General features: G+C 72.1%; 27 protein-coding genes and 1 pseudogene. 13 read left to right on the top strand and 15 right to left on the bottom strand.

Annotation, left to right across the window (positions count from 1 at the left end; all coding sequences use genetic code 11):
- Window positions 1-42 precede the first annotated feature (42 nt).
- The 4 genes from ACWCYO_RS07195 to ACWCYO_RS07180 form a co-directional block, all read right to left on the bottom strand.
- On the bottom strand, window positions 43-372 hold the full coding sequence (locus tag ACWCYO_RS07195; RefSeq protein ID WP_449783654.1) for a DUF4253 domain-containing protein: 330 nt from the start codon (window positions 370-372) through the stop codon (window positions 43-45).
- A gap of 101 nt (window positions 373-473) precedes the next feature.
- Window positions 474-938, bottom strand: a complete 465-nt coding sequence (locus tag ACWCYO_RS07190) for an NUDIX domain-containing protein (RefSeq protein ID WP_449783653.1) — start codon at window positions 936-938, stop codon at window positions 474-476.
- A gap of 74 nt (window positions 939-1,012) precedes the next feature.
- The gene (locus ACWCYO_RS07185; protein ID WP_449783652.1) at window positions 1,013-1,240 is read right to left on the bottom strand and encodes a hypothetical protein; all 228 of its coding nucleotides are present in this window, start codon (window positions 1,238-1,240) and stop codon (window positions 1,013-1,015) included.
- Window positions 1,241-1,263: 23 nt separating this feature from the next.
- A complete protein-coding gene (locus ACWCYO_RS07180) occupies window positions 1,264-1,464 on the bottom strand; it encodes a hypothetical protein (RefSeq protein ID WP_270150222.1) in 201 nt (66 codons plus the stop codon).
- A 118-nt stretch (window positions 1,465-1,582) separates the two neighbouring features.
- Here ACWCYO_RS07180 and ACWCYO_RS07175 point away from each other — a divergent pair, with 118 nt between their 5' ends.
- Window positions 1,583-2,425 (top strand): helix-turn-helix domain-containing protein, encoded by an 843-nt coding sequence (locus tag ACWCYO_RS07175; RefSeq protein WP_270150220.1) that lies wholly within the window; start codon window positions 1,583-1,585, stop codon window positions 2,423-2,425.
- Window positions 2,410-2,616, top strand: a complete 207-nt coding sequence (locus ACWCYO_RS07170; RefSeq protein WP_270150219.1) for a DUF397 domain-containing protein — start codon at window positions 2,410-2,412, stop codon at window positions 2,614-2,616. The genes ACWCYO_RS07175 and ACWCYO_RS07170 overlap by 16 nt, the downstream gene beginning before the upstream one ends.
- Window positions 2,617-2,876: 260 nt before the next feature.
- Here ACWCYO_RS07170 and ACWCYO_RS07165 read toward each other — a convergent pair whose 3' ends face one another.
- From ACWCYO_RS07165 to ACWCYO_RS07150, 4 genes are read right to left on the bottom strand one after another with little or no spacing between them, the layout of a single operon-like run.
- Entirely contained in the window at window positions 2,877-3,740 is an 864-nt protein-coding gene (locus ACWCYO_RS07165) for an alpha/beta fold hydrolase (protein WP_449783651.1), read from the bottom strand.
- A gap of 51 nt (window positions 3,741-3,791) precedes the next feature.
- On the bottom strand, window positions 3,792-4,313 hold the full coding sequence (locus ACWCYO_RS07160) for an RNA-guided endonuclease InsQ/TnpB family protein (RefSeq protein ID WP_449783650.1): 522 nt from the start codon (window positions 4,311-4,313) through the stop codon (window positions 3,792-3,794).
- Window positions 4,244-4,783 carry a transposase gene (locus ACWCYO_RS07155; RefSeq protein ID WP_449783649.1) on the bottom strand — a complete coding sequence of 180 codons (540 nt, stop codon included), beginning with the start codon at window positions 4,781-4,783 and terminating at the stop codon, window positions 4,244-4,246. Before ACWCYO_RS07155 ends, ACWCYO_RS07160 begins: the two co-directional genes overlap by 70 nt.
- A complete protein-coding gene (locus ACWCYO_RS07150) occupies window positions 4,728-5,063 on the bottom strand; it encodes a helix-turn-helix domain-containing protein (RefSeq protein WP_449783648.1) in 336 nt (111 codons plus the stop codon). The genes ACWCYO_RS07155 and ACWCYO_RS07150 overlap by 56 nt, the downstream gene beginning before the upstream one ends.
- A gap of 159 nt (window positions 5,064-5,222) precedes the next feature.
- On the opposite strand from ACWCYO_RS07150, the gene ACWCYO_RS07145 reads away from it, so the two are divergent.
- The gene (locus ACWCYO_RS07145; RefSeq protein ID WP_449783647.1) at window positions 5,223-6,188 is read left to right on the top strand and encodes a DUF5937 family protein; all 966 of its coding nucleotides are present in this window, start codon (window positions 5,223-5,225) and stop codon (window positions 6,186-6,188) included.
- A 12-nt stretch (window positions 6,189-6,200) separates the two neighbouring features.
- On the opposite strand, the gene ACWCYO_RS07140 is transcribed toward ACWCYO_RS07145, so the two are convergent.
- Both ACWCYO_RS07140 and ACWCYO_RS07135 read right to left on the bottom strand, forming a co-directional pair.
- Window positions 6,201-6,347, bottom strand: a complete 147-nt coding sequence (locus tag ACWCYO_RS07140; protein ID WP_449783646.1) for a hypothetical protein — start codon at window positions 6,345-6,347, stop codon at window positions 6,201-6,203.
- Between the two features lie 118 nt (window positions 6,348-6,465).
- Window positions 6,466-6,710 (bottom strand): annotated as a pseudogene (locus ACWCYO_RS07135) (aldo/keto reductase); the annotation flags it as partial.
- Between the two features lie 365 nt (window positions 6,711-7,075).
- Between ACWCYO_RS07135 and ACWCYO_RS07130 the strand changes: the two are divergent.
- The 4 genes from ACWCYO_RS07130 to ACWCYO_RS07115 all read left to right on the top strand — a co-directional run bounded on the left by ACWCYO_RS07130 (window position 7,076) and on the right by ACWCYO_RS07115 (window position 11,410).
- On the top strand, window positions 7,076-7,627 hold the full coding sequence (locus ACWCYO_RS07130) for an XRE family transcriptional regulator (protein ID WP_449783645.1): 552 nt from the start codon (window positions 7,076-7,078) through the stop codon (window positions 7,625-7,627).
- Between the two features lie 195 nt (window positions 7,628-7,822).
- Window positions 7,823-9,466, top strand: coding sequence for an IS200/IS605 family accessory protein TnpB-related protein (locus ACWCYO_RS07125; protein WP_449783644.1), 1,644 nt, complete (start codon window positions 7,823-7,825; stop codon window positions 9,464-9,466).
- Entirely contained in the window at window positions 9,459-10,025 is a 567-nt protein-coding gene (locus ACWCYO_RS07120; RefSeq protein WP_449783643.1) for a ParH-like protein, read from the top strand. Before ACWCYO_RS07125 ends, ACWCYO_RS07120 begins: the two co-directional genes overlap by 8 nt.
- Window positions 10,022-11,410 carry an MAB_1171c family putative transporter gene (locus tag ACWCYO_RS07115; RefSeq protein ID WP_449783642.1) on the top strand — a complete coding sequence of 463 codons (1,389 nt, stop codon included), beginning with the start codon at window positions 10,022-10,024 and terminating at the stop codon, window positions 11,408-11,410. Before ACWCYO_RS07120 ends, ACWCYO_RS07115 begins: the two co-directional genes overlap by 4 nt.
- Before the next feature lie 181 nt (window positions 11,411-11,591).
- On the opposite strand, the gene ACWCYO_RS07110 is transcribed toward ACWCYO_RS07115, so the two are convergent.
- Together ACWCYO_RS07110 and ACWCYO_RS07105 are read right to left on the bottom strand one after the other, a co-directional pair.
- Window positions 11,592-12,215: a hypothetical protein gene (locus ACWCYO_RS07110; protein ID WP_449783641.1), complete on the bottom strand. Its 624-nt coding sequence runs from the start codon at window positions 12,213-12,215 to the stop codon at window positions 11,592-11,594.
- A 24-nt stretch (window positions 12,216-12,239) separates the two neighbouring features.
- Window positions 12,240-13,061, bottom strand: a complete 822-nt coding sequence (locus ACWCYO_RS07105; RefSeq protein WP_449783640.1) for a DUF4253 domain-containing protein — start codon at window positions 13,059-13,061, stop codon at window positions 12,240-12,242.
- 162 nt (window positions 13,062-13,223) lie between these two features.
- On the opposite strand from ACWCYO_RS07105, the gene ACWCYO_RS07100 reads away from it, so the two are divergent.
- Window positions 13,224-14,066 carry a hypothetical protein gene (locus ACWCYO_RS07100; RefSeq protein ID WP_270150194.1) on the top strand — a complete coding sequence of 281 codons (843 nt, stop codon included), beginning with the start codon at window positions 13,224-13,226 and terminating at the stop codon, window positions 14,064-14,066.
- Between the two features lie 24 nt (window positions 14,067-14,090).
- Here the strand turns inward: ACWCYO_RS07100 and ACWCYO_RS07095 are convergent, their stop codons facing one another.
- The gene (locus ACWCYO_RS07095; protein WP_270150192.1) at window positions 14,091-14,399 is read right to left on the bottom strand and encodes a hypothetical protein; all 309 of its coding nucleotides are present in this window, start codon (window positions 14,397-14,399) and stop codon (window positions 14,091-14,093) included.
- Between the two features lie 338 nt (window positions 14,400-14,737).
- On the opposite strand from ACWCYO_RS07095, the gene ACWCYO_RS07090 reads away from it, so the two are divergent.
- Together ACWCYO_RS07090 and ACWCYO_RS07085 are read left to right on the top strand one after the other, a co-directional pair.
- Entirely contained in the window at window positions 14,738-15,196 is a 459-nt protein-coding gene (locus ACWCYO_RS07090; RefSeq protein ID WP_449783639.1) for a hypothetical protein, read from the top strand.
- Window positions 15,193-15,537, top strand: a complete 345-nt coding sequence (locus ACWCYO_RS07085) for a transcriptional regulator (RefSeq protein ID WP_449783638.1) — start codon at window positions 15,193-15,195, stop codon at window positions 15,535-15,537. Before ACWCYO_RS07090 ends, ACWCYO_RS07085 begins: the two co-directional genes overlap by 4 nt.
- 310 nt (window positions 15,538-15,847) lie before the next feature.
- On the opposite strand, the gene ACWCYO_RS07080 is transcribed toward ACWCYO_RS07085, so the two are convergent.
- Entirely contained in the window at window positions 15,848-16,285 is a 438-nt protein-coding gene (locus tag ACWCYO_RS07080) for an ATP-binding protein (protein WP_449783637.1), read from the bottom strand.
- A gap of 199 nt (window positions 16,286-16,484) precedes the next feature.
- Between ACWCYO_RS07080 and ACWCYO_RS07075 the strand changes: the two genes are divergently transcribed.
- Complete coding sequence (locus ACWCYO_RS07075; RefSeq protein WP_449783636.1) at window positions 16,485-17,336, top strand: helix-turn-helix domain-containing protein; 852 nt, start codon at window positions 16,485-16,487, stop codon at window positions 17,334-17,336.
- Window positions 17,337-17,360: 24 nt separating this feature from the next.
- Window positions 17,361-17,567, top strand: a complete 207-nt coding sequence (locus ACWCYO_RS07070) for a DUF397 domain-containing protein (RefSeq protein WP_449783635.1) — start codon at window positions 17,361-17,363, stop codon at window positions 17,565-17,567.
- A gap of 309 nt (window positions 17,568-17,876) precedes the next feature.
- On the opposite strand, the gene ACWCYO_RS07065 is transcribed toward ACWCYO_RS07070, so the two are convergent.
- Window positions 17,877-18,641, bottom strand: coding sequence for a hypothetical protein (locus tag ACWCYO_RS07065; protein WP_449783634.1), 765 nt, complete (start codon window positions 18,639-18,641; stop codon window positions 17,877-17,879).
- A gap of 298 nt (window positions 18,642-18,939) precedes the next feature.
- Here ACWCYO_RS07065 and ACWCYO_RS07060 point away from each other — a divergent pair, with 298 nt between their 5' ends.
- Window positions 18,940-19,359 (top strand): YciI family protein, encoded by a 420-nt coding sequence (locus ACWCYO_RS07060; RefSeq protein ID WP_270150178.1) that lies wholly within the window; start codon window positions 18,940-18,942, stop codon window positions 19,357-19,359.
- Window positions 19,360-19,407: the final 48 nt, after the last annotated feature.

Raw genomic sequence — 19,407 nt, 5'->3', positions numbered from 1 at the left:
ATTGCCAGGGGGCGGCGCAGCAACTCGGAACCCACCAGAGAGTCAAGGGGAAGCAATGAAACGTCGGTAGGTATATCTGACTGTCGGTAGGCAGATAAAGAGACTTTTAATGTGAGTGACGAAGATCACGCAGGAAACACGTGTCGCAGGGAACCGGGCACCGGGAGTGGCGGCGCAGGCCGGCCGGAATGACGTCGAGGGGCGCCGGAAGTGAACACGGCGCCCGCTGATGGACTTTGATTGGACGTCAATTGTGTTGCTGTCGGCCGATGGTGGTCGGTCCCAACAGAAGGTCCAGTGGTGGGAGTCGACGAGCTGCTCGGCGTAGGCGGTGAAGGTGCCGGTGCCCTGGTGGACCTGGTCGGGGCACAAGGGGTGTGCTCGGCGGCCAGCGGCAGGGCCTCGGCGAGGGTTGTGGGCGGCGCGGCGACGCTCACCGTAGGAGCGGGCAGTGACAACAGAGATGGTGGTGCTCAGTCGGGGCGCTGGCCGTGGAGGAGGGCGGGCAGGGTGTGGCCGGCGAGGGCCTCGGTGACGCGGGCGGCCTGGGAGGGGGCCATGTGGTTCTTCAGTTCGCGCACGGGGACGAAGCGGGCGCCGAGCAGGCCGCTGCGCTTCTGCGAGGGGACGTTGAGGGTGACGTCGCGGACGGTGCCGCCGTCGTAGACGAGGCTGAGGCGCTCGAGGTAGCGGTCGGCGGGGTTGTAGTCGACGGCGGCGATGTGGCTCAGGCGCAGGGTGATGCCGGTCTGGGCGTGCAGGTGGCGGGCGGCGGAGCGGTGCGGGGGCTCGTTGGCCTTGCCCGCGCCGCCGGGCAGGATGAGGCCGTCCATGTAGTCGGGGTCGACGAGCAGGACGTCGCCGCGCTGGTTACGGACGAGGACGAGGCAGCCGAGCCGGCAGACGGGGGGCTTGGCGAGCAGGCGGGGGTCGTGCATGGGGAGTTCACTTCCTGAGGGTGCAAAAGAGGAGCAGGGCGAAGCAGGCCCACCAGAGGAGGCGGGCGAGGAGTTCAGTCATCGAAGGTGAGGCGCTCGTAGCGCAGCCCCTTGCGGAGCAGGTCGACGACGCGGCGGAGTTCGAGGGTGCGGGCCGAGCCGAGCTGGACGAGGTAGCACCCGGTCAGGCGCCCGTGCTCCCAGTCGATTTCGATGGACGGCAACTTGACTCCGCCGAGGGCGAGGACGGAGATGAGGTCCTCCACGACGGAGGCGACGTCACGGCGCTGATCGGCCGTCACGCGGGAAAGGATCGAGGACACGCTCACTCCCCCGGCCGCTTGTGGACCTCGAAGACCTTCCAGGCGCTCCAGGCGTCGGAGAAGAAGGTGAAGGAGGCCAACTCGCCGGTGGCACCGGAGCGCAGCCACTCCCCGGTCATCTCGTTGCGCACCCGGTAACACCGGGCCTCGCTGTCCCAGCGGACGCCGTAGCCATGGAGGCGGGGGACCTGGTCATGGGTCATGGGGGCTCTACCCTCCGCGATCGAGGTTTCACGTTCTGTGCACATGGTGGCCTGGCTCCGTCTAGCATCGGAAGCAGCGAACGACTTGACCTCGTGGGTCCGTTGTTTTGGAGCAGCCATGGTGAACATCAAGGAGATCGACCCGGCGTCCGGCCCCTGGGCCCCCTTCGCGGTCCAACTCCGCAACTCACGCAGGGCGAAGGGCCTCAAGCAGTACCAGCTCGCCCGCAAGTGCGGAGTCAGCGCGTCGTACGTCTCGTTCGTTGAACTTGCGCGTCGTCCGCCGAGTGAAAAGTTTGCTACCAAGGCCGATGAAGTCCTGGAAACGGGCGGGACCTTGATGCTGATGTGGTGGCAGCACAAGCACACGGCCTTGGTGCCGGGGTTCCCCGAGTACGCCAACTACGAGAACAGCGCCGAGAAGATCAAACTCTTCGAAGTCAACGTGATTCACGGCCTTCTGCAAACCAAGGCGTACGCAACGGCCTGGGAGCATGGGAACATCAAGCGTGGCACCGCCACCCCGGAACAGGCCGAGGAGCGCATCAGCTATCTCCTCACGCGACAGCAGACCCTCCATCGCACACCTCCGCCCATCGTGCACGCGGTGTTGGATGAGAGCTGCCTCCGAAGGACCATCGGCGACCGAGAGGTGATGGTCGAGCAACTGCTCCATCTTGAACAGCTGGCCGGCCGGCCAGGGTTCTTCATCCAGGTAGCTCCCTACACCCTCGGCGCAGGCCGACCATTCACGCGCGCGGTGACGATGCTGGAGATGCCAGGGCGCAAGATGCTCGCCTACTGCGAGACCGAGCAGCGCGGCTATCTCGACCGCGATACCGAGTCGATCGCCTCCCTGGCCAGAGACTACGATCAGCTGCTGGTCGAGGCCATGAATCAGGCCGACTCAGTAGCTATGATCCGCTCGGTACGGAGGGACCTCGAATGGATGTCAACCTGACTCACTCTTCCTGGCGCAAGAGTTCGTACAGCGGCAGCGGTGGCCAGTGCATCGAGGTCGCCGACGGCTTCCCCGGCATCGTCCCGGTCCGCGACTCCAAGGACCCCCACGGCCCGGCCCTCATCCTTCCCGCCGCCGCGTGGCAGTCCTTCGTCACCGCCGTCCGCACCGGCGAGTTCGACGCCCGCTGACCCGCTGCACCCGGCCCCGCCACCCCGCACCCCGGGGCGGCGGGGCCATCTCCACCCCTCCCGCAAGTTCAACTCCCCTCCCGCGCATAGGAAGTCGGACCCGCCGACTACCCACTCCACAGGCGCTTTCCGCGCGTCAGACCGAAGCCGAAGAGGTTGTGAGCTGTGGCCCAGGGCAGGGTCGAGCGGGTGCGCCAGTAGGTCTCGGTGGGTTCGGCTCCCCGCGTAAGGTCGCCGACGGCTTCCCCACCGGCCCCGGGTCAGCCGGCCGGGGGGAGGAAGCCGTTGACCGTCTCCGTGAACGCCTGGGCGTCGTCCAGCCACGGGTAGTGGCCGGCGCCGGGCTGGATGGCGAGGGTCACGTCGGAGAAGAGTGACGCGGCGGCGGTGGCGGACTCGGCCGTGGGCCACAGGTCCACCTCGCCCGCGAGGAGCAGGACCGGGCAGGGCAGGGCGGCCAGGCGGCGGCGGAGTTCGGCGGTGTCGGGCGTGTAGTCCTTGTAGTAGTGCTCGCTGACGGGCAGGGCGCGCTGGGCGGGGTCGGCGGCGGCGTGGGCCTGGGCGGCGGCGTCCCAGCGGCCGTACATCAGCGGTTCGAAGGCGAATCGGTGCGGGGCGGCCTCGGCGAAGGTCGTGGCGGACTGCATCCGGTCGTACGCCGCGACGGCCTCGGCATACCAGGGCTCGCCCGCGCGGGCGGCGATCACCTCCCGCGCCCCGGTGTCGGAGGGCAGTCCGACGCCGGCGAACGACGGGTCGACCAGGATCAGGCTGCGCAGCCGCTCGGGGTGGGCGGCGGCGTAGAGCATGGCCAGGCTGCCGCCGGCGGAGTGGCCGAGCAGGTCGACGCGGTCCAGGCCGAGGTGGCGGCGCAGCGCCTCGACGTCGGTGACCAGGCGGTCGACGCGGTAGCTGGCCGGGTCGGCGGGGATCGCGGAGGCTCCGGTGCCGCGGGTGTCGGGCAGGATCAGGGTGCGGTGGGCGGACAGGCCGCCGAGGTCGCCGAGGTATTCGGCGGCGCGGCCGGGGCCGCCGGGCAGGCACAGCAGGGGCGGGCCGTCGCCGAGGGTGCGGAAGGCGAGCGTGGTGGCGTCGTACGAGGTGAAGTGCTCCATGGCGTCCATGGCGGACAGCCTGTGGGGTGGTGGCCGGGCCCGGCTATCGTTCAGCCACGGCTAAACGTTGGCTTCCTCCCCGCCCTGAAGGGCGGAGATCCCGGCCGCGCGTGCCGCGCGGGGGCTTCGCCACGTGCGGTGCGGCTGGCCGGTGGTTGGCGCTTCACAGACCGGCCGGTGTCGAGGTCTCCACGCCCTGAGACCGCCTGCCCGGCGGCCTTGATGTTCGTTCTTAGCCGCGTTCACGTCGGCGTGGTCGGTGTGTCCGCAAGCGGTGCACTCGAAGATCGCTTGGCTCTCGCGGTTCTTCGGGTCCACGTGCTTGCACACGTTGCACGTCTGGGAGGTGTACGCGGGGTTGACCAGCACCACGTTGCTGCCCGTGTAGCGGGCGGCGTTGCGCAGGGCCAGTTCGAGCATGTGCCATCCCTTGTCCAGGATGGCCCGGTTGAGTCCGGCCTTGGCCCGGACGTTCCGGCCGGGGGCTTCGATCGTGCCGGCGGCCGAGGCCGTCATGTTCTTCGTGCGCAGGTCTTCCAGCACGACCAGCGCGGCCCGCTCGGTGATGCGGTTCGCGTCCACGCGCAGAAGTCCGTGCGTCGGTTGCGGATGCGGCCGGTGATCGTGTTGATCGCCGCCACGGTCTGCTTGCGGCGGTTGCTGCCCTTCTTCTGCCGGGCCTGCTTCTGCTGCAACCGGCGTAGCCGTGCCGTCTCGCCCGGCGTGGCGAACACCCGATCGTGGAATACGCCATCGCTGGTCGTCGCGGCGACCTTCACGCCTCGGTCGATCCCGACCGCCGTGGACGGCATGGCGTGCCGCTCGGGTGTCTGCTTGCCGTCCTCGACCAGGAAGGAGACGAACCAGTGCCGTCCCTGCCGGGTGACGGTCGCCGACCGGACCTCCCCCCGAGCGGACGCGACCAGCGGAACCGGACCCAGCCGAGCTTCGGGAGCTTCGCCCGGCCCCACTTGCGGCCGATCCGCTCCACCGTGATCAGATTCCCGGCAGGAAAGCGGAACGACGGCCACCAGCGCCGCGCAGAACGCCACCGAACCTTGAACGTCCCGTGCTCACGGCAAGCCCGGTCCAGTCGCGGAGGGTCTGCTGCAACACGTGCGACGGCGCATCGGCCAGCCAAGGAAACTCCTTCTTGGCTTCGGCCAGCTCGGCAGCCTGCGGCACGTAGTTCATCCACGTCCCGCGACGCCGATACTCCCGGCGCTGCTCCAGGGCAGTGTTCCACACCGACCGGCAGATATTGCCGAACATCTCACACAACTCCGCCTGAACTGACGTGAGTTCAAGCCGATACCTGCGGCCGGACAGCATGGGAACACCCCCCCTTCGACTACTGTGATCAACATAGTGCACGTCACTGACACGCAGCGACCTGCGCCGCTTCGCGGCTCCGGGCCAAGGATGGGCCAACCCCCAGCCAAAGCAGGGGGTCTGCGCCCAAGAGTTCAGATCAGGGAAGGGGGGCGGGGCGTGGCGGTGGAGATCCGGCTCTCAGCGGCCGAGGTGGCGCGGGTGCGGTTCGCGGTGTCGCCGCTGGCCGAGACGGTGCTGGGGGTGCGCACGGCGTTGGGGGTCGGCGGGCACGGAGTGCACCGGCCGTGGGTGCGCGAGACGCAGGCGGTGCTGGCCGGCGAGGCGCAGTTGCCTTTGCTGCGGGTGCTGCTGGAGGGCTGTCTGCCGTCGTTCCTGTTCCCGGTGCCGCAGGAGCGGCTGCCCTCGTTCGAGGCGGAGTTGGCGGGTCTGCGGGCGGCGGATCCGGCGTGGGTGGCGGCGGAGTGCGCCGCCGCGCTGGGGCCGCGGCTGGGGGAACTGCCGGGGCCGGCGGTGTTGTTGGAGCGGGTCTGTGGTGCGCTGGAGCGTTGCCACGGCCGGCTGGTGGCCCCGCACTGGGGGCGGATGCGGGCGGTGCTGGAGGCGGACCTGGGCCGGCGGGCGGTGGCGCTGGTGGACGGCGGGGTGGAGGGGCTGTTCGCGCAGTTGCACGGCGATGTGGTTTGGCGCGAGGGCGAGTTGGTGGTGCACGGGCGCCGCCGCTCGGGGTCGATGTGGACGGTGGAGGCGGGCGGGCACGGGCTGGTGCTGATGCCGTCCGTGTTCGGCTGGCCGGAGGTGATCGTCGACTACGCGCCGCGCGCCGCCGCGTCGATCCGCTATCCGGCGTCGGGCGTCGGGCTGCTCTGGGAGCAGCCGAGGCCGACGTCCGCGGGCCTGGCCGCCGTCCTCGGCCGCACCCGTGCCGCGCTGCTCGCCGAGCTCGCGGAGCCGTTGAGCACTCCGGACCTCGCCGCCCGGCTGGGTGTCACCGCCGGCGCCGTGTCCCAGCACCTCGGTGCCCTGCGCGGCGCGGGGCTGGTGACGACCTGCCGTACGGGCCGTACGGCGGTGCACCTGCGCACCCGGACAGGCACGGCGCTCACCGCCGAGGCGTCGGGCTGAGCCGGGGCGGGTTCAGGCGCGGTGGGCGGCGGCCGAGCGGGTGCGCCAGTAGGCGTCGGCGGTTTCGGCCATCGCGGCGAGCGGGGCGAGGTCCTCGGGGTGGTGGCGGTTCGGATGGCGAGGGCGGCAGTGGGTCGGGGATGGCCGAGTCGCCGTCAAGGCGATCCGGCGTCTCGGGGCAGACGGTGGTGAGAGTGATCTCAAGCAGGTGTGGCAGGTCGGAGTTGAGGGATCGCTTGTCCTTGGCCGCTCGGGTTGTCAGTCGGGTGTGTCAATTGCTGCCGACCGTCACCTCGGCCGCCGCCTCGGAGTGTTCGGCGAGCCACTGGACGAGGAACTCCTCGGCGCGGGCGTAGGAGCGGGCGGTGTCGAGGTAGCGCACGCCGGCGGCGTACGCGGCGTCGAGCAGGGCGCGGGTGCGCTCGCGCAGGGCCTCGACGGTGCGCTCGGCGGGCAGGTCGTCGGCCCGGCCGAGGGTGATGTAGCCGGGCCCCGGCCGACGGCGGCGGTGCCCAAGCCCAGGCGTAGGGGTGATCAGACGGACGGTGACCGGGGCGTGGGTGGGTGGGCGCCGGCCGCGGGTGCGGTCGCCCGGGCCGTACGGGCGGCCCGGGCGGAGAGTGGGGCGCCGGAGCCGTCCAGGCCCTTCGGGCGGGACATCAAATCCCGTCGGAACGGGGGTTGATGTGATGGTTCGTCAGATAACCGGGGTGACGGCCGGCTCGCGCGCCCAGCATGTCAGCCGCCGTCACGCGGGTCAACTGGAGTTGATCGCGGGTATCTTCGGATCCATGCCAGCTGATGCCGTTCGGCTATCGTGACCTGGCGGGCCCTGCCCGTCCGTCGAGGTCGCGGCGCGGAGGGCCCGGGTGTGAGGAAGGTGGGCGATGACGGAGTCGACGGGGGACGGCGTTCAGGTGGAACCGCAGGGCACTCCACCGGAGCTGACCGGGCATCCGGAGGGGCTGTCGGACGGGCACCCGGACGGGCTGTCGGACGGTGCCGGGGACGGTCGGGCGAGCGCGGAGGCGAGCGGGCTGGCGGCCCGGATCGAGGCGCTGTTCCACACCGTCCGCCGCCCCGACCGCGAGCAGTACACCAACGAGGAGGTGGCCCGGGCCTGCCGCGAGGCGACCGGGGAGTCCTTCTCCACCACCTACCTGTGGCAGCTGCGCACCGGGCGCCGGGACAACCCGACCAAGCGCCACCTGGAGGCGCTGGCCCAGTTCTTCCAGGTCCCGCCCGCGTACTTCTTCGACGAGCGGCAGGGCGCCGAGATCGCCAAGGAGCTGGCACTGCTCGGCGCGCTGCGCGACGCGGGCGTGCGCAGCCTGGCGCTGCGGGCGGTGGGCCTGTCGCCGGAGGGCCTGGACACGGTCAGCGAGCTGGTCGACGTGATCGCCCGCCGGGACGCGGCGCGCAAACGCCCCTCGTCCTGAGATCCGAGACCTGGAGCTGGAGGGGAGCCCGGCTTGTGGGGTGATTCGAGGGGTTGTGAACTGCTTAGGGTTGAGATCGTTTTAGTGCACATACGTGTTCATAAGTTTGTCTTCGGTGACGACTTCTTGGATCCATGAGACGACTGTCGGTGCTGTGTGTGAGGGTGGGTGGCACTGACTGGGAGGAGGGATGACGTGACCGGCCCGAAGAAGACGCTCCGGCGGATCGACGCGCCGTTCGTTTCCCTCGGCCCGTCGGGTGTGACGATCCGCGACCGTCTCAAGGGCCTGACGCCCGAGGACGAGGAGGTGCTGCGGCTGGTCGGCGGGCACCTGGGGGCTCTGGCGTCGAAGGACCTGAAGACGCGCTGCGCGGACGGCCTTGAGCACGGCAAGGAAACGTGGGCGGCGCGCAAGCGTGACCTGACCGTGGAGTCGTCGTCCCGCTGGGCCGGTTCGGTCACCAAGGCCACCCACGACCAGTGGGCACTGGCCCATCGCGGACAGGCCGCGCACCTGGACTCGCTGGACACGGGCATCCGGATGCTGCGCCACCGGCTGTCGCTGCCGGTCGGGGAGAAGGGCACCGGGCGGGCGGCCGGTGGCTACCGTTCCAGGCAGGAGTGGTTCGTCAAGTCCCGCAGGCTCGCGGCGCTGGAGGACCGGTACGCGGCTGCCCGGGCTGATCGTGAGGCCGGTCGCGTGCGGGTGGTGCGCGGCGGGCGGAAGCTGTTGAACACCCGGCACAACCTGGCGGCGGCGAACCTGACCGAGGCCCAGTGGCGGGAACGGTGGGAGAGCGCACGCTGGTTCCTGTCCGCTGACGGCGAGTCGGGCAAACGGTTCGGCCACGAGACGATCCGGGTCACCCCGCACGGTGAGGTGTCGCTCAAGCTGCCCTCGCCGCTCGCCGGGTGCGCCAACGCCGCCGGCGGCCGGTACGTCCTGGCCGCACGCGTGGCGTTCGCACACCGGGGCGAGCAATGGCGGGACCGGATCGAGGGCAACCGGGCGGTCGCGTACCGCATCCACCTGGACGTGCGGTGGGGGCGCTGGTATCTGGACGCCTCCTGGACCCGACCCGTGGTGCGGACGATGCCGCTGGAGGCGGCCCGCGCGGCCGGGATGGTCGGGGTGGACACCAACGCCGACCACTTCGCCGCCTGGCACCTCGACCGCCATGGCAACCCGGTCGGCGAGCCCCGCCGGTTCCGCTACGACCTTTCCGGCACTGCCGCCCACCGCGACGTGCAGATCCGCCACGCCATCACCCGGCTCCTGCACTGGGCGAAGCGGCGCGGTGTGACGGCGATCGGTCTGGAGAACCTGGACTTCACCGCCGAGACCACCCGCGAGAAACACGGCCGCAAGAAGAGGTTCCGGCAGCTCGTGGCCGGCATCCCCACCGGCCGGCTCCGCGCCCGGCTCATCTCCATGGCCGCCGAGCTGGACCTGGTCATCGTCGCCGTGGACCCCGCCTACACCTCCCAATGGGGCGCGCAGCACTGGCAGAAGCCACTCGCGACGCCCACCCGCACCACCACCCGGCACGATGCCGCGAGCATCGCGATCGGGCGACGCGCCCTCGGGCACCCGATCCGGCGACGGACGGCACCGCCCCACGACGACCGGAGTGATCGTCGTGGGCATCGGACCGCCCAGGCCGGACCGGGCGTCCAGGGGCGTGAGGGAACCCGCCGCCCCGTCACGGACCGCGCACACGATGCACGTGCCCGAGCAGGGACCACGAGAACGCGGGCGACCAGCGCACCCAAAACCGTTCGGGATGCGCGCACTACCAGGACATGGACTCAAAGTTCACTCCTGGACAGTGAGTAGGAACGGTGGCCGGGACTACCGGTCCACGCTGCGGCGCTGTCGCCGGATGGCCGAACGGCTGGAGCTGCCGCGCCCGTTCGACCCGGTGGTGCTGCTGGAGCAGCTGGCGGTGCGGCGCGGGCGGCCGATCGAGCTGCTTCCGGTGCCGGCCCGTCCGCACGCCCCCTGCGGGCTGCTGGTCTCCACCCTGGAGGCGGACTACATCCTGTACGCGGCGGACACCGGCGCCCTGCACCAACGGCACATCCTGGTGCACGAGATCGCGCACCTGCTGCTCGACCACGCCGGCTCCGCGCCCCTGGCCCCGGCCGCCGCGCTGCTGCCCAACCTCTCCCCCGCGCTGGTGCAGCGGGTGCTCGGGCGCACCCGCTACGACGAGCCGCAGGAGCGGGAGGCGGAGCTGCTGGCCTCGCTGATCCTGAGCCGGGCGGACCGGGCGGACGCCGCCGGCCGGCCGGGGCCGGCGCCGGTGCGCGGTTCGCTGGACGCGCTGGGCTTCCTGCTGGGCAGCGGGTCGGGGTCCGCGGGCGGTGGACCGAAGGAGGAGGGCCGGGCGTGAGCGAACTGGCCCTCTACCCCGTCGGGTTGTTCTTCGTGCTGAGCGCCGCCCACTTCGCCCGCAGCCGGATCGACTCCCGCGCCGCCGCCCGCTACACCTGCTACGGCACGGCCCTGCTGGGCGCCGCCCTGCTGGTGCTCGCCCCGCCGACCGTACGGGCGGTGCAGGGCACGGGAGTTCCGGTGCTGGCGGTGCTGGTGATCGTGCTCGGTGACGGGCTGCGCGACGGCGCGGCCGCGGCGATCCGGCTGCTGGCACCGGCCCTGCGCAACGCGGACCCCGGGCACGCCGATGCCGGGCATACCGGCCCCGGGCACGGCGACGCCGGGCACGGCGACGCCGGGCAGGCCGATGCCGGGCACGCCGATGCCGGGCATACCGGCCCGGCCGTGCGCCGGCGCGGGGGGCGCCCGCGCGAGGTGCGGGGCGGACTGGCCCTGCTGGGCGCGGTGCTGGGGCTGCGGCTGGCGCTGATCACCGCCGCCGCGCCGGACCTGGCGGGCCAGGACCTGACCGTCGGGCCCGAGCTGTCCGCGCGCCTGGCGCTGGCCGGGTACACCGCCGTGGGCATGCTGCACACCACGATGTGCCTGGTCGCGCTGCTGCGCGAACTGCTGCGGCGCACCCGCGCGGCCGGCCCCGGGCGCCTGGGCACCGGGCTGCGGCTGCTGACCGGCGGGCTGGTGGCCGGGCTGCTGTGGAACGCCTGGAGCATGGACGACGTCCTGCGCGCGGCCGTCACCGGCAGCCAGGACGGCCCCGAGGACACCCTGTGCGCGGTCCTGGGCGGGCTGTGCGCGGCGCTGATCGCGGCGGGCCTGGGCAGCACGCTGTGGCCCGTCGCGGCCGGGGCGGTACGCGGCTGGCTGCGCGCCCACCGCCACTACCGGGCGCTCACCCCGCTCTGGCGCGACCTGCACACCGTGCTGCCGGAGATCGCCCTCGACCCGGCCCGCCGCCTGCCGCTGCCCCCGCGCGACCCGCGGTTCGCGCTCTACCGGCGGATCATCGAGATCCACGACGCCCGGCTGATCCTGCGCCAACACTCGGACCCGCGCACCGCCCAGTGGCTCGAGCGCGCCACCCGCCGCTTCCCGCCGCCCTCCGCCCACGCCGCCGCCACCGCCGAGGCCGCCGCCCTGGCCACCGCCCTGGAGCTCGCCGCGTCCGGCGCCGTACCGCAGGCCACGGGAGCCACTACGACCGCCGCACCCGCCGCGCACGGAACGACCACCATGGACACTATGGACGGCGAGGCCGAACACCTCGCCCACCTGGCCCACGTCTACGCCACCTGCCCCGCCGTCGCCGAGGTCCGCACCCTCGCCCGCACCTCGCGCGCCGAACGGGCCCGCGCCTCGCACCCGCAGGAGGCACTGCGGTGAGCCGCCGCCCATGGCCGGCCCTGCTGCTCCTCCTCCTGCTGGCAGCCGCCGGCGCGGGCGCACTGTGGTACCTGTACGCGGTCGTGCCCGGCCGCATCGTCTCCCGCTGGGAGTGACCCGCCCGGGCTGCGGCACCTCGATGCGGTCGTGCGGGGCGGCGGACTCCCGGCCGGGCCCGGGATCAGCCGAAGGCGACGACGAGCCGTACCGCGTCGTCGCCGAAACGGTCCGCCAGGGCCTTCATCACCGCGAAAACCTGCGGCCAGCCCGTCCCCTCCCCCAGGACGGTCCCGGCGGTCAGCGGCTCGTACCGGCAGCGGTACTCCCCCGCCGTCCACTCCACCGGCCCGGCGGCATCGCCCAACCCCTGTGGTGGCGTGCCGAGTCGGGTGAGGACGTCCCCGGGCCAGTCCGCTGGCACGAAGCGCTGGTGCAGCATCCGGCTGCCGGGCGTCACCCACCAGGTCAGCCGGCCCCTGTAGTGCTCGGGGCCGGAGGACGGGTCCAGCGCGGCCAGTTCCGCCCAGCTCACCCAGCTCGCACCGGCCGTCTCACTCCCCGTCACCCACGGCCCCAGCTGTTCGCGCAGCCGGCCCGACACGTCGGCGGGCAGCCCGCGGCCGGCCGCCAGCGGGCGGAAGCCGGCATCGTTGCGCACCCCGAAGAGGCAGCCGAAGGCCGGGTAGTCGACCCGGTCGTACAGCGGCCACAGGTCCAGCGCGGTGATCCAGGGCTCGCCTTCGTAGTAGTCGCTGCCGACGCCCGGGTGGCGGTACTCGATGCCGCCGTAGATGTCCGTTCCCACGGTCGTCAGGTCAGGGCCCGCCCGTCAGTCCCACCAGAAGGACCAGCAGCCCTCGTCGACCAGTTCCTCGGCGTAGCCGGCCAGGCCCCCGTCGTCGCACTGGAAGAGGTTGTCCGGGCAGAACGCCGCATGCTCGGCCGCCACCAGCAGCGCCTCCTGCGGGCCGGTCGGCGGCGCCGCGACGCTCAGGTACAGCGCGTCGGCGCCCGCCTGGACGACCCGGGCGCCGAAGCGCTCCTGCCAGCTGCGCAGCACGGCGGCGATCGCGCCGCTGTCGCCGTGGCCGTTCGTGCCGTTCCAGCCGCAGGCGGCCAGCGCCTGGGCTCCGCCGTCCGCGCGGACCAGGCCGATCCGCAACCCGGGTCGGCCACGCAGCAGTTGGCGGGCCAGCGCGTCCGCGCAGTCCTGCGGATCCCGTAGCGGGGACGCGGCCGGGGCCGGGCCCGGCCAGGCGGCGCCGAAGGGTTCCAGCGTCTCCAGCAGCTCTGCCCGCTCCTGCGGATCGTCCGTCGGGCACCACAGCACCGCGCGCTCCCACCACCCGCGCAGCAGGGCTTCCGGGTCGTACCCGTCCGGCGCGGGCTCCCTCGCATGCCCCGGTGCCAGACCCAGGTCCGCGCCGTCGAGGTCCGGCCCCTCGCCCCTCGGATCCAGCAGCAGCGGCCACAGCCCGGAATGCGCGTGCTCCCGGTGCAGCCGCTGCCACGCCCCCTCCGGCGCCGCCGCATCGCTCACCCACAGGCCGGACACCACCTGACGGCCCGCCAGCTGCGGCGCCGTGCGGCCCTCGGCGCTGCGGTCGGGGAAGCGCCGGCGCAGGCCGCGGAGCAGTTGAGAATCGATCATGCCGCCCACGGTAGGGGCACGCACCGACAGCGCCGGGGCCCGGTCCGAGCGGCGGGGAGTGGGCGCGCGGGGGGCGCGGGGGCGGTTCTAGGCTGGTGGGAAGGAGTGCGGCGGACCCGCCGTGTCCCGGGGGTCTCCACTGCACGTGCCTGGAGGTGGAGCATGCGCAGCGTATTCGGTCCGCGCCGGCTGAGTCAGCGCCGGCCGGGGGTCCTGGCGGCGGCGGTTCTGCTCGCCGCGGGTGGGCTGTTCGCGCCCGGGGCGGGGGTGGCGTCCGCTGCCGGGAGTGCGCCCGTGCGGGCCTGTCCGGCGGAGACGACCGGGCCGGGGCTGCCGGCGCTGGGCGCGGTACCGGCCACGGCGGCGGTGCCGGACGGGGTGGACGTGCCGGCGACGGCGGCGGTGTACGGGGCCCGCTACCCGGGCGAGGTGCACTTCCTGGTGGCGCCCGGCGGCTGGACCTGCGACGTGGCGTTCTTCGCCGCGGACGGCGGCGAGGAGGCGTTCGTCCACCCCGGTGCCGCGGTCGCCGATCCGACCGGCGCCCGCTTCGACGCGGTGGTGCAGGCCGTGTTCGTCAGCGGTGGCGCGCAGACGAACATCGACCTGGTCTGCGGCTTCGTGCCCCGGGCCGGCGCCGCGCCCAACACCTGCAACGCCCCGGCCCGGCTGCCCGCCGACCGGGTGCACTCCGTGCCCACCAGCGCCCCGGGCCTGCTGCTGACCGCCGTCGGCGTCCCGGCGAACACCCGCGAGCCGAACCTGCCCGCCACCGGCGGCCCGAACCGCACGGTCGCCCTGGTCACCTTCCAGTCCCCCGGCGGCCCGGCCCAGGCGATCAGCTGCACCCTCCCCGCGTCCGCCTCCCCCGTCCCCACCTGCCAGGGCGCCCTCGGCCACTTCCTCGCCACCGGCGCCGCCGCCAAGCAGCTCACCCGGGCCGACCTGGCCGCGGCCCTGACCGACCTGGACGCCTTCGTGGCCTCCTACCTCGCCCAGTCGTGACTCCTCGGCGCGAGCGCCTCGGCCTCAGTGCGCGGTCAGCGCCTTGACCAGCGCGACCGCCTCCTTGAGGCCGAGGTCGGGCCGTGCGGTGCGCAGCTCGCGGACGGCCTTGACCTCGGCCGTACGGGGGTCGATGCCGGCCAGTGCCAGGACGTTGCGCGCCCAGTCCACCCCGGCCACACCGCCGCTCGGCACGAAGTCCTCCACGATCCGGATCGCGCGGCGCAGGCCCGGGAGTTCCTCCTGGTCGGCGCTCTCCAGTGCGGCCTGCAGGGCTGCCTTGAGGGCTTCGAGGTTGGCCGGCTTGGCGCGGTTGGACAGCGGGTTGAACATGATCGATGGTCCTCTTCTTGTCGGATTCGCTCTTCCGGAGTCCAGGGCCAGCAGGCGGTCCAGGTGCTGCCAACTGCCGGATGTCTCAGGGGCCTTGGCGCCGTCGGGCAGCTGGGACGAGCAGAGCGCCTTGGCGAGCCGATGTCCGGCGGCCGTAGCGCATCCACGGTCCGGACGCCTGGATCGCCTCGCCCTCGGCACGGGCGACCGCGGTCGGCCACGGGCGCGGTCATTCCCTTGCCTCCCCGTGTGCATGCCCGCCACGCTAGTGCTTGCCCGGTGGGAAAGTAAATGCCAGGATCTCAGGCACGCTCAGGCACTCCGGAATTGGAGATCTGATGGCTGTTCATCACATCGACCCCGCAGAGGCTCTCGCCTCCCTGCGCACCGCGCGCGAGGCCCGGGCGGCGGCCCGGCCCCGTCCGCTGCCGGGCTGGTACCCGGCCACGGCAGCGGGTCTGTTCGCGCTGGGGTTCGTCCTGCTTGGCGTGCTGGTCCTGCTGCCGCAGCGGCTGTGGCTCGCGGACGCGGGCCTGCGGCTGATCGCGGCGGCGGCCCTGATCGGCCACGTCGTGGTCAGCCACCGCATCGAGCACCGGCCCGGCATCGTCCCGGCCCTGCCGCGCGGGGCCGCCCGCCGGCGCGCGATCGCGCTCCAGCTGCTGCCGCTGGTCGCGGCCGGGGCGCTGGCCCTGGCGTTCGGCGCGGCCGGATTCCTGCTCACCCTCGGCCTCACCGGCGGCTTCGGCCACCTGCTGCTCCTGCGCCGCAAGCGGGCGCGGGCGGACGCCGAGTGAACGCCGAGCCGCCCACCCCGGCCTTCGACGAGCTGATCCACCAACCCACCCGGCTCACCGTGGTGGCCTTCCTCTCCGGCTGCGCCGAGGCGGAGTTCCGCGCCGTGCGGGAGAGCTGCGGGGTCTCGGAGTCGGCACTGAGCAAGCTGGTCAGCACCCTGGAGGCCGCCTCCTACGTCAAGGTCCGCCGCGGCTACATCGGCAAACGCCCCCGCACCTGGCTGCGCCTGAGCCCGCAGGGCCGCCGCGCCCTGGCCGCCCACCTGGCCGAACTCCAGCGCATCGCCGCCGACGCCACCGCCCTCGGTGCCGCGCTGGAGCGGCAGGCGGGCCGGGAGTAGCCCGTCACCACACCCCTGCAACGGCGGCCCCGACCGTCGCCTCTGCACAGGAAGTCGGCCAGGCCGACTTCCTGTGCGGACGCCAAGAAGGCTGTGGGCTCATGGCAGTTCTTCGCCGGCCCGCCCCGCTGTTCCGCGAGCGCAACAACGCGGGCGGCCCGGCCCGAGCCGTGCGGGCCGCCCGCAAACAGCGTCGGCCGCCCGCCTTCACCACGTCGCCGCTTCGTCACCCTTCGTTCTGCGCAGGACGTCCGCTGGATCGGGCGGGGCCGTGGACACCACCACGGCCCCGCCCTCCGGTGTGTCGGACTCATTCCGTCACGACGTGCGGAGCGGGCGCGCACTCGCACCACACCACCTTCCCGGCCCCACCGGGGCGCGGGAAGTGCCCCCATCCCGTGGCGAGAGCCTCCACGATGAGCAGCCCGCGCCCGCACCCGGCGGTGGGGCCGGGCTGCTGGGGCACGGGCGGACGGTCGCTCGCGTCGTGCACCTCGATGCGCAGCCGGGTGGCGTTCACGTCGAAGGAGACCCAGAGCAGCCGTCCCGGCATGCCCGAGTGCAGGACGGCGTTGCCGACCAGCTCCGAGGTGAGCAACTCGCCGACCTCGGCGTAGCGGTCGCCGTCCGGCACGGTGGCGAGCAGTTCGCGCAGCATCCGCCGCGCGAGCACCGGTGAGCGGCGAGATCGCGGGAACCAGCAGCCGCGGATGGCGGACTGGCTGACGGGCGCGTCGGTTTCGGGCATGACGGAGCCACCTCCGGTGGGGTTGGGAGCGGGCAAAGGGATACCCGGCAGTCGATTGCAGAGAGTGTCCCCTCGTCGACCATGAGTAGCATGCGCCCGACGGAAGATCATTCGCAAGATTTCTCTGCGGAACATTTTCCGATCTCGATTTGCGAGTAATCTGGCATCAGTTCCGTTTCCGTCACCGGGAGTTGATCACATGGGCCAACCGCGCCCCTCGGTCCGCCGGCGTCGCGTAGCGAGCCTGCTCACCCGCCACCGCGAGGCGGCGGGCAGGACGCCAGACGAGGCCGCGACGCGCATCGACTGCCACCGCTCCAAGATCAGCCGGATGGAGAACGCCTGGCTGCCGATCTCCAGCAGCGAGTTGCGAGACCTGCTCACGTTCTACGGCGTGGACGATCCGACTTACGTGGAGGAAGTGGTCGCGCTCAACCGACAGGGCTCCGAACGCGGTTGGGCGCAGCGGTTCGACATCACACCGCCGTCGTACGTCGACTACATCGACTACGAGGAGAGTGCCAGCCGCATCCGCTCGTTCCAGCCGATGATGGTGGCAGGGCTGTTGCAGACGGCGGACTACGCGCGAGCCGTCTACCGGGCATCGCCGTTCGACATCCCTGCGGAGCGAATCGACGAGCTCGTGGCAGTTCGCCTGCAGCGGCAGAAGGTGCTGGATCACGCTGAGCCGCCCCGGCTCAGCGTGATCCTGGGAGAGGCCGCACTGCGAGGGCACGTCGGCGGCGTGGACGTCCTGCGGAAACAGTTGGACCATCTACGGGAGTTGGGCGACCGCCCGAACGTCGACCTGCAGGTGCTGCCCTTCAGCGCGGGAGCCCATGCCGGAATCATGGGCTCGTTCGTGCTTTTCAGCTTCTCCACGGCGGCCTTGTCCGACGTGGCGTGCGTGGAGCACCAGGCAGGCATGCTCTACATGGAGAAGCCTGAGGAGACGTCTGCCTATACGCTCACGTTCGACTCGTTGTGTTCGAGTGCGTTGAGTGTCTCCGAGAGCCTCGACCTGCTCACCCGGGTCATACGAGAGCTGTAGCGGTATCGACCGGAGGTACTGAAGGTGTCCACTCCCGATCTCAGCGGTGCGAACTGGCGGAAGAGCTCGCTCAGTGGGGAGACCGGGGCATGCGTCGAAGTCGCGGACGGAGTCCCGGGGTTGCTTCCCGTCCGCGACTCCAAGGACCCGCACGGGCCTTCCCTCCTCTTCACCGCCGACGCCTGGATGGCGTTCATCGCCGCTGTTCGCGCGGGAGAATTCCCCGGGTAGCGCTCGGGAGCGGATCGGCGATCCACCTCTCGGCAGCCGCCGACAGTGCACCCCAAGCGCCACCGTCCCGGATCGCGCGCAGCCGCCACCGGGCCGCGATCACGGCTGCCAAGGCGGCCACCTTCGCGGGGTCGGCGGCGGCGTAGTGCGGGGCCGTCATCGCCCACCGGTGCGCCTGCGCGACGGTCCCGGATCGTTCGGCGATCAGGTCACGGACCGCAGTTGGCAGGTCAGCCCACTGGTGACGCATAGCACTTCCTTGTCGGCGGTCATGGGCAGAAAGGGGCCCAACCTCGCTCTCCCTGCCGTTCACATGAGCAGCGGGTCGACCGGTGGCCATGGGTAGCCCAGTTGTTCGGCATCGTGCGAACCTCCCCAGACCTCGGCGGTGGCACGGGGATCGCCTGCGGTCAGCCGCGCTTCAAGGTGCTCGGCCTGGTCCGACGGGTCATCGTCTGCGGAGATCGGGAGGGTCATCCCGAACTGGATCCAGGGCCGGTCTTCATCGGCCCCGTCACGGGGATGCATCAGGACGACGTGGATTCGATCGGGTTCCCTGCGGGAGGCCCAGACGCCTTCCAGCTCGCAGTCCCACCTGACCAGCCAGTGCCCGTGTCCCCTCAGCCCCGCCTCGAGCAGCCGCGCGACCGTTGCGGCCGGCCACTCCCAACCGCGGTCCTCCCCCGCTCGCAGGACCTCGGCCTCGTACTGACCCGCGGTGAACCGAAGCTTTGGCAGGGTGAGGTCCTGATTGGCCGGGTCACGCCAGCCCTCCCAGACAACGTGCTCCCCGGCACGCCTGACCGTCAGGTACAGGGAGCCACAGCACTCCTCCACGCCACACCCGGACCAAGCGATACGAGTCTCGTGGGGTGTCGCAGTGGCATGCAACGGCCCGTCCCGGCCCAACAGATACCGGGGGCCTACTCCCAGATACCGGGAGCCTCCCACGCCACCGGGGAACACGTCGGCCAGCAGATCCCGGCCATTGACGATCGGGCGGACCTCCACGCCACCCTCGTCGGGCGTTGGGCAGGTGATGCTCAGGCCGAGAAGGTCCGGTTCCATGGTCATCGGCCGATGATCGCGGAGCCGACGACAGCTGTCATGTGAATTCGCGCAGGAAGTCGGCCGGGCCGACTTCCTGCGCAGGAGGTGCCGAGGCCACCGAACCAACCGCCTTGGCGGGCCGCCCGGGCGGTGTGGTGCTCGGGGGCAGGGCGGCAGGGCGGGGTGGCCCGGGAGGGCGGGGAGCGGCGGGAAGGAATATCGTCCGACTTCGTCCACCGTGTCGATCCGCGGCCGCGCCGTTCGACCTTGGGGTGGAGAGGGTCGGCAGGCGACCTTGTTCGAGGAGTTCGAGGAGGCTGAGATGGCGAAGTACATGCTGATCATGCGGGGCACGGACGAGTCCGTGGCGAAGATGATGGAGACGCCGTTCGAGGAGATGCTCGAGACCGTGGGGCGCTTCAACGAGGAGCTGATCCGGGCCGGCGTGCTGGTGGCCGCCGAGGGGCTCGACGACCCGTCGCAGGGCGTGGTCGTGTCCTTCGACGGAGAGGCCCCGGTGGTCACGGACGGCCCGTACGGGGAGACGAAGGAGCTGTTCGGCGGCTTCTACCTGATCGACGTCGCCTCGAAGGAGGAGGCCGTCGAGTGGGCCAAGCGCCTGCCGGCGTTCCCCGGGTCCAAGTGCGAGGTGCGCCGGGTGCCGGGCATCGAGGAGTTCCCGCAGGACAACGAGTGGATCGTCAAGGAGCGGGCCTGGCGCGAGCGGACCGGCCAGCTGTGATGTCCCCCGCAGCCACCGACGGCCCGCCGGGCGCCGAAGCCGCCCCGC

This window comes from Kitasatospora sp. NPDC001683 (genome assembly GCF_053596495.1).
This window is presented reverse-complemented; position numbering and strand designations above follow the sequence as displayed.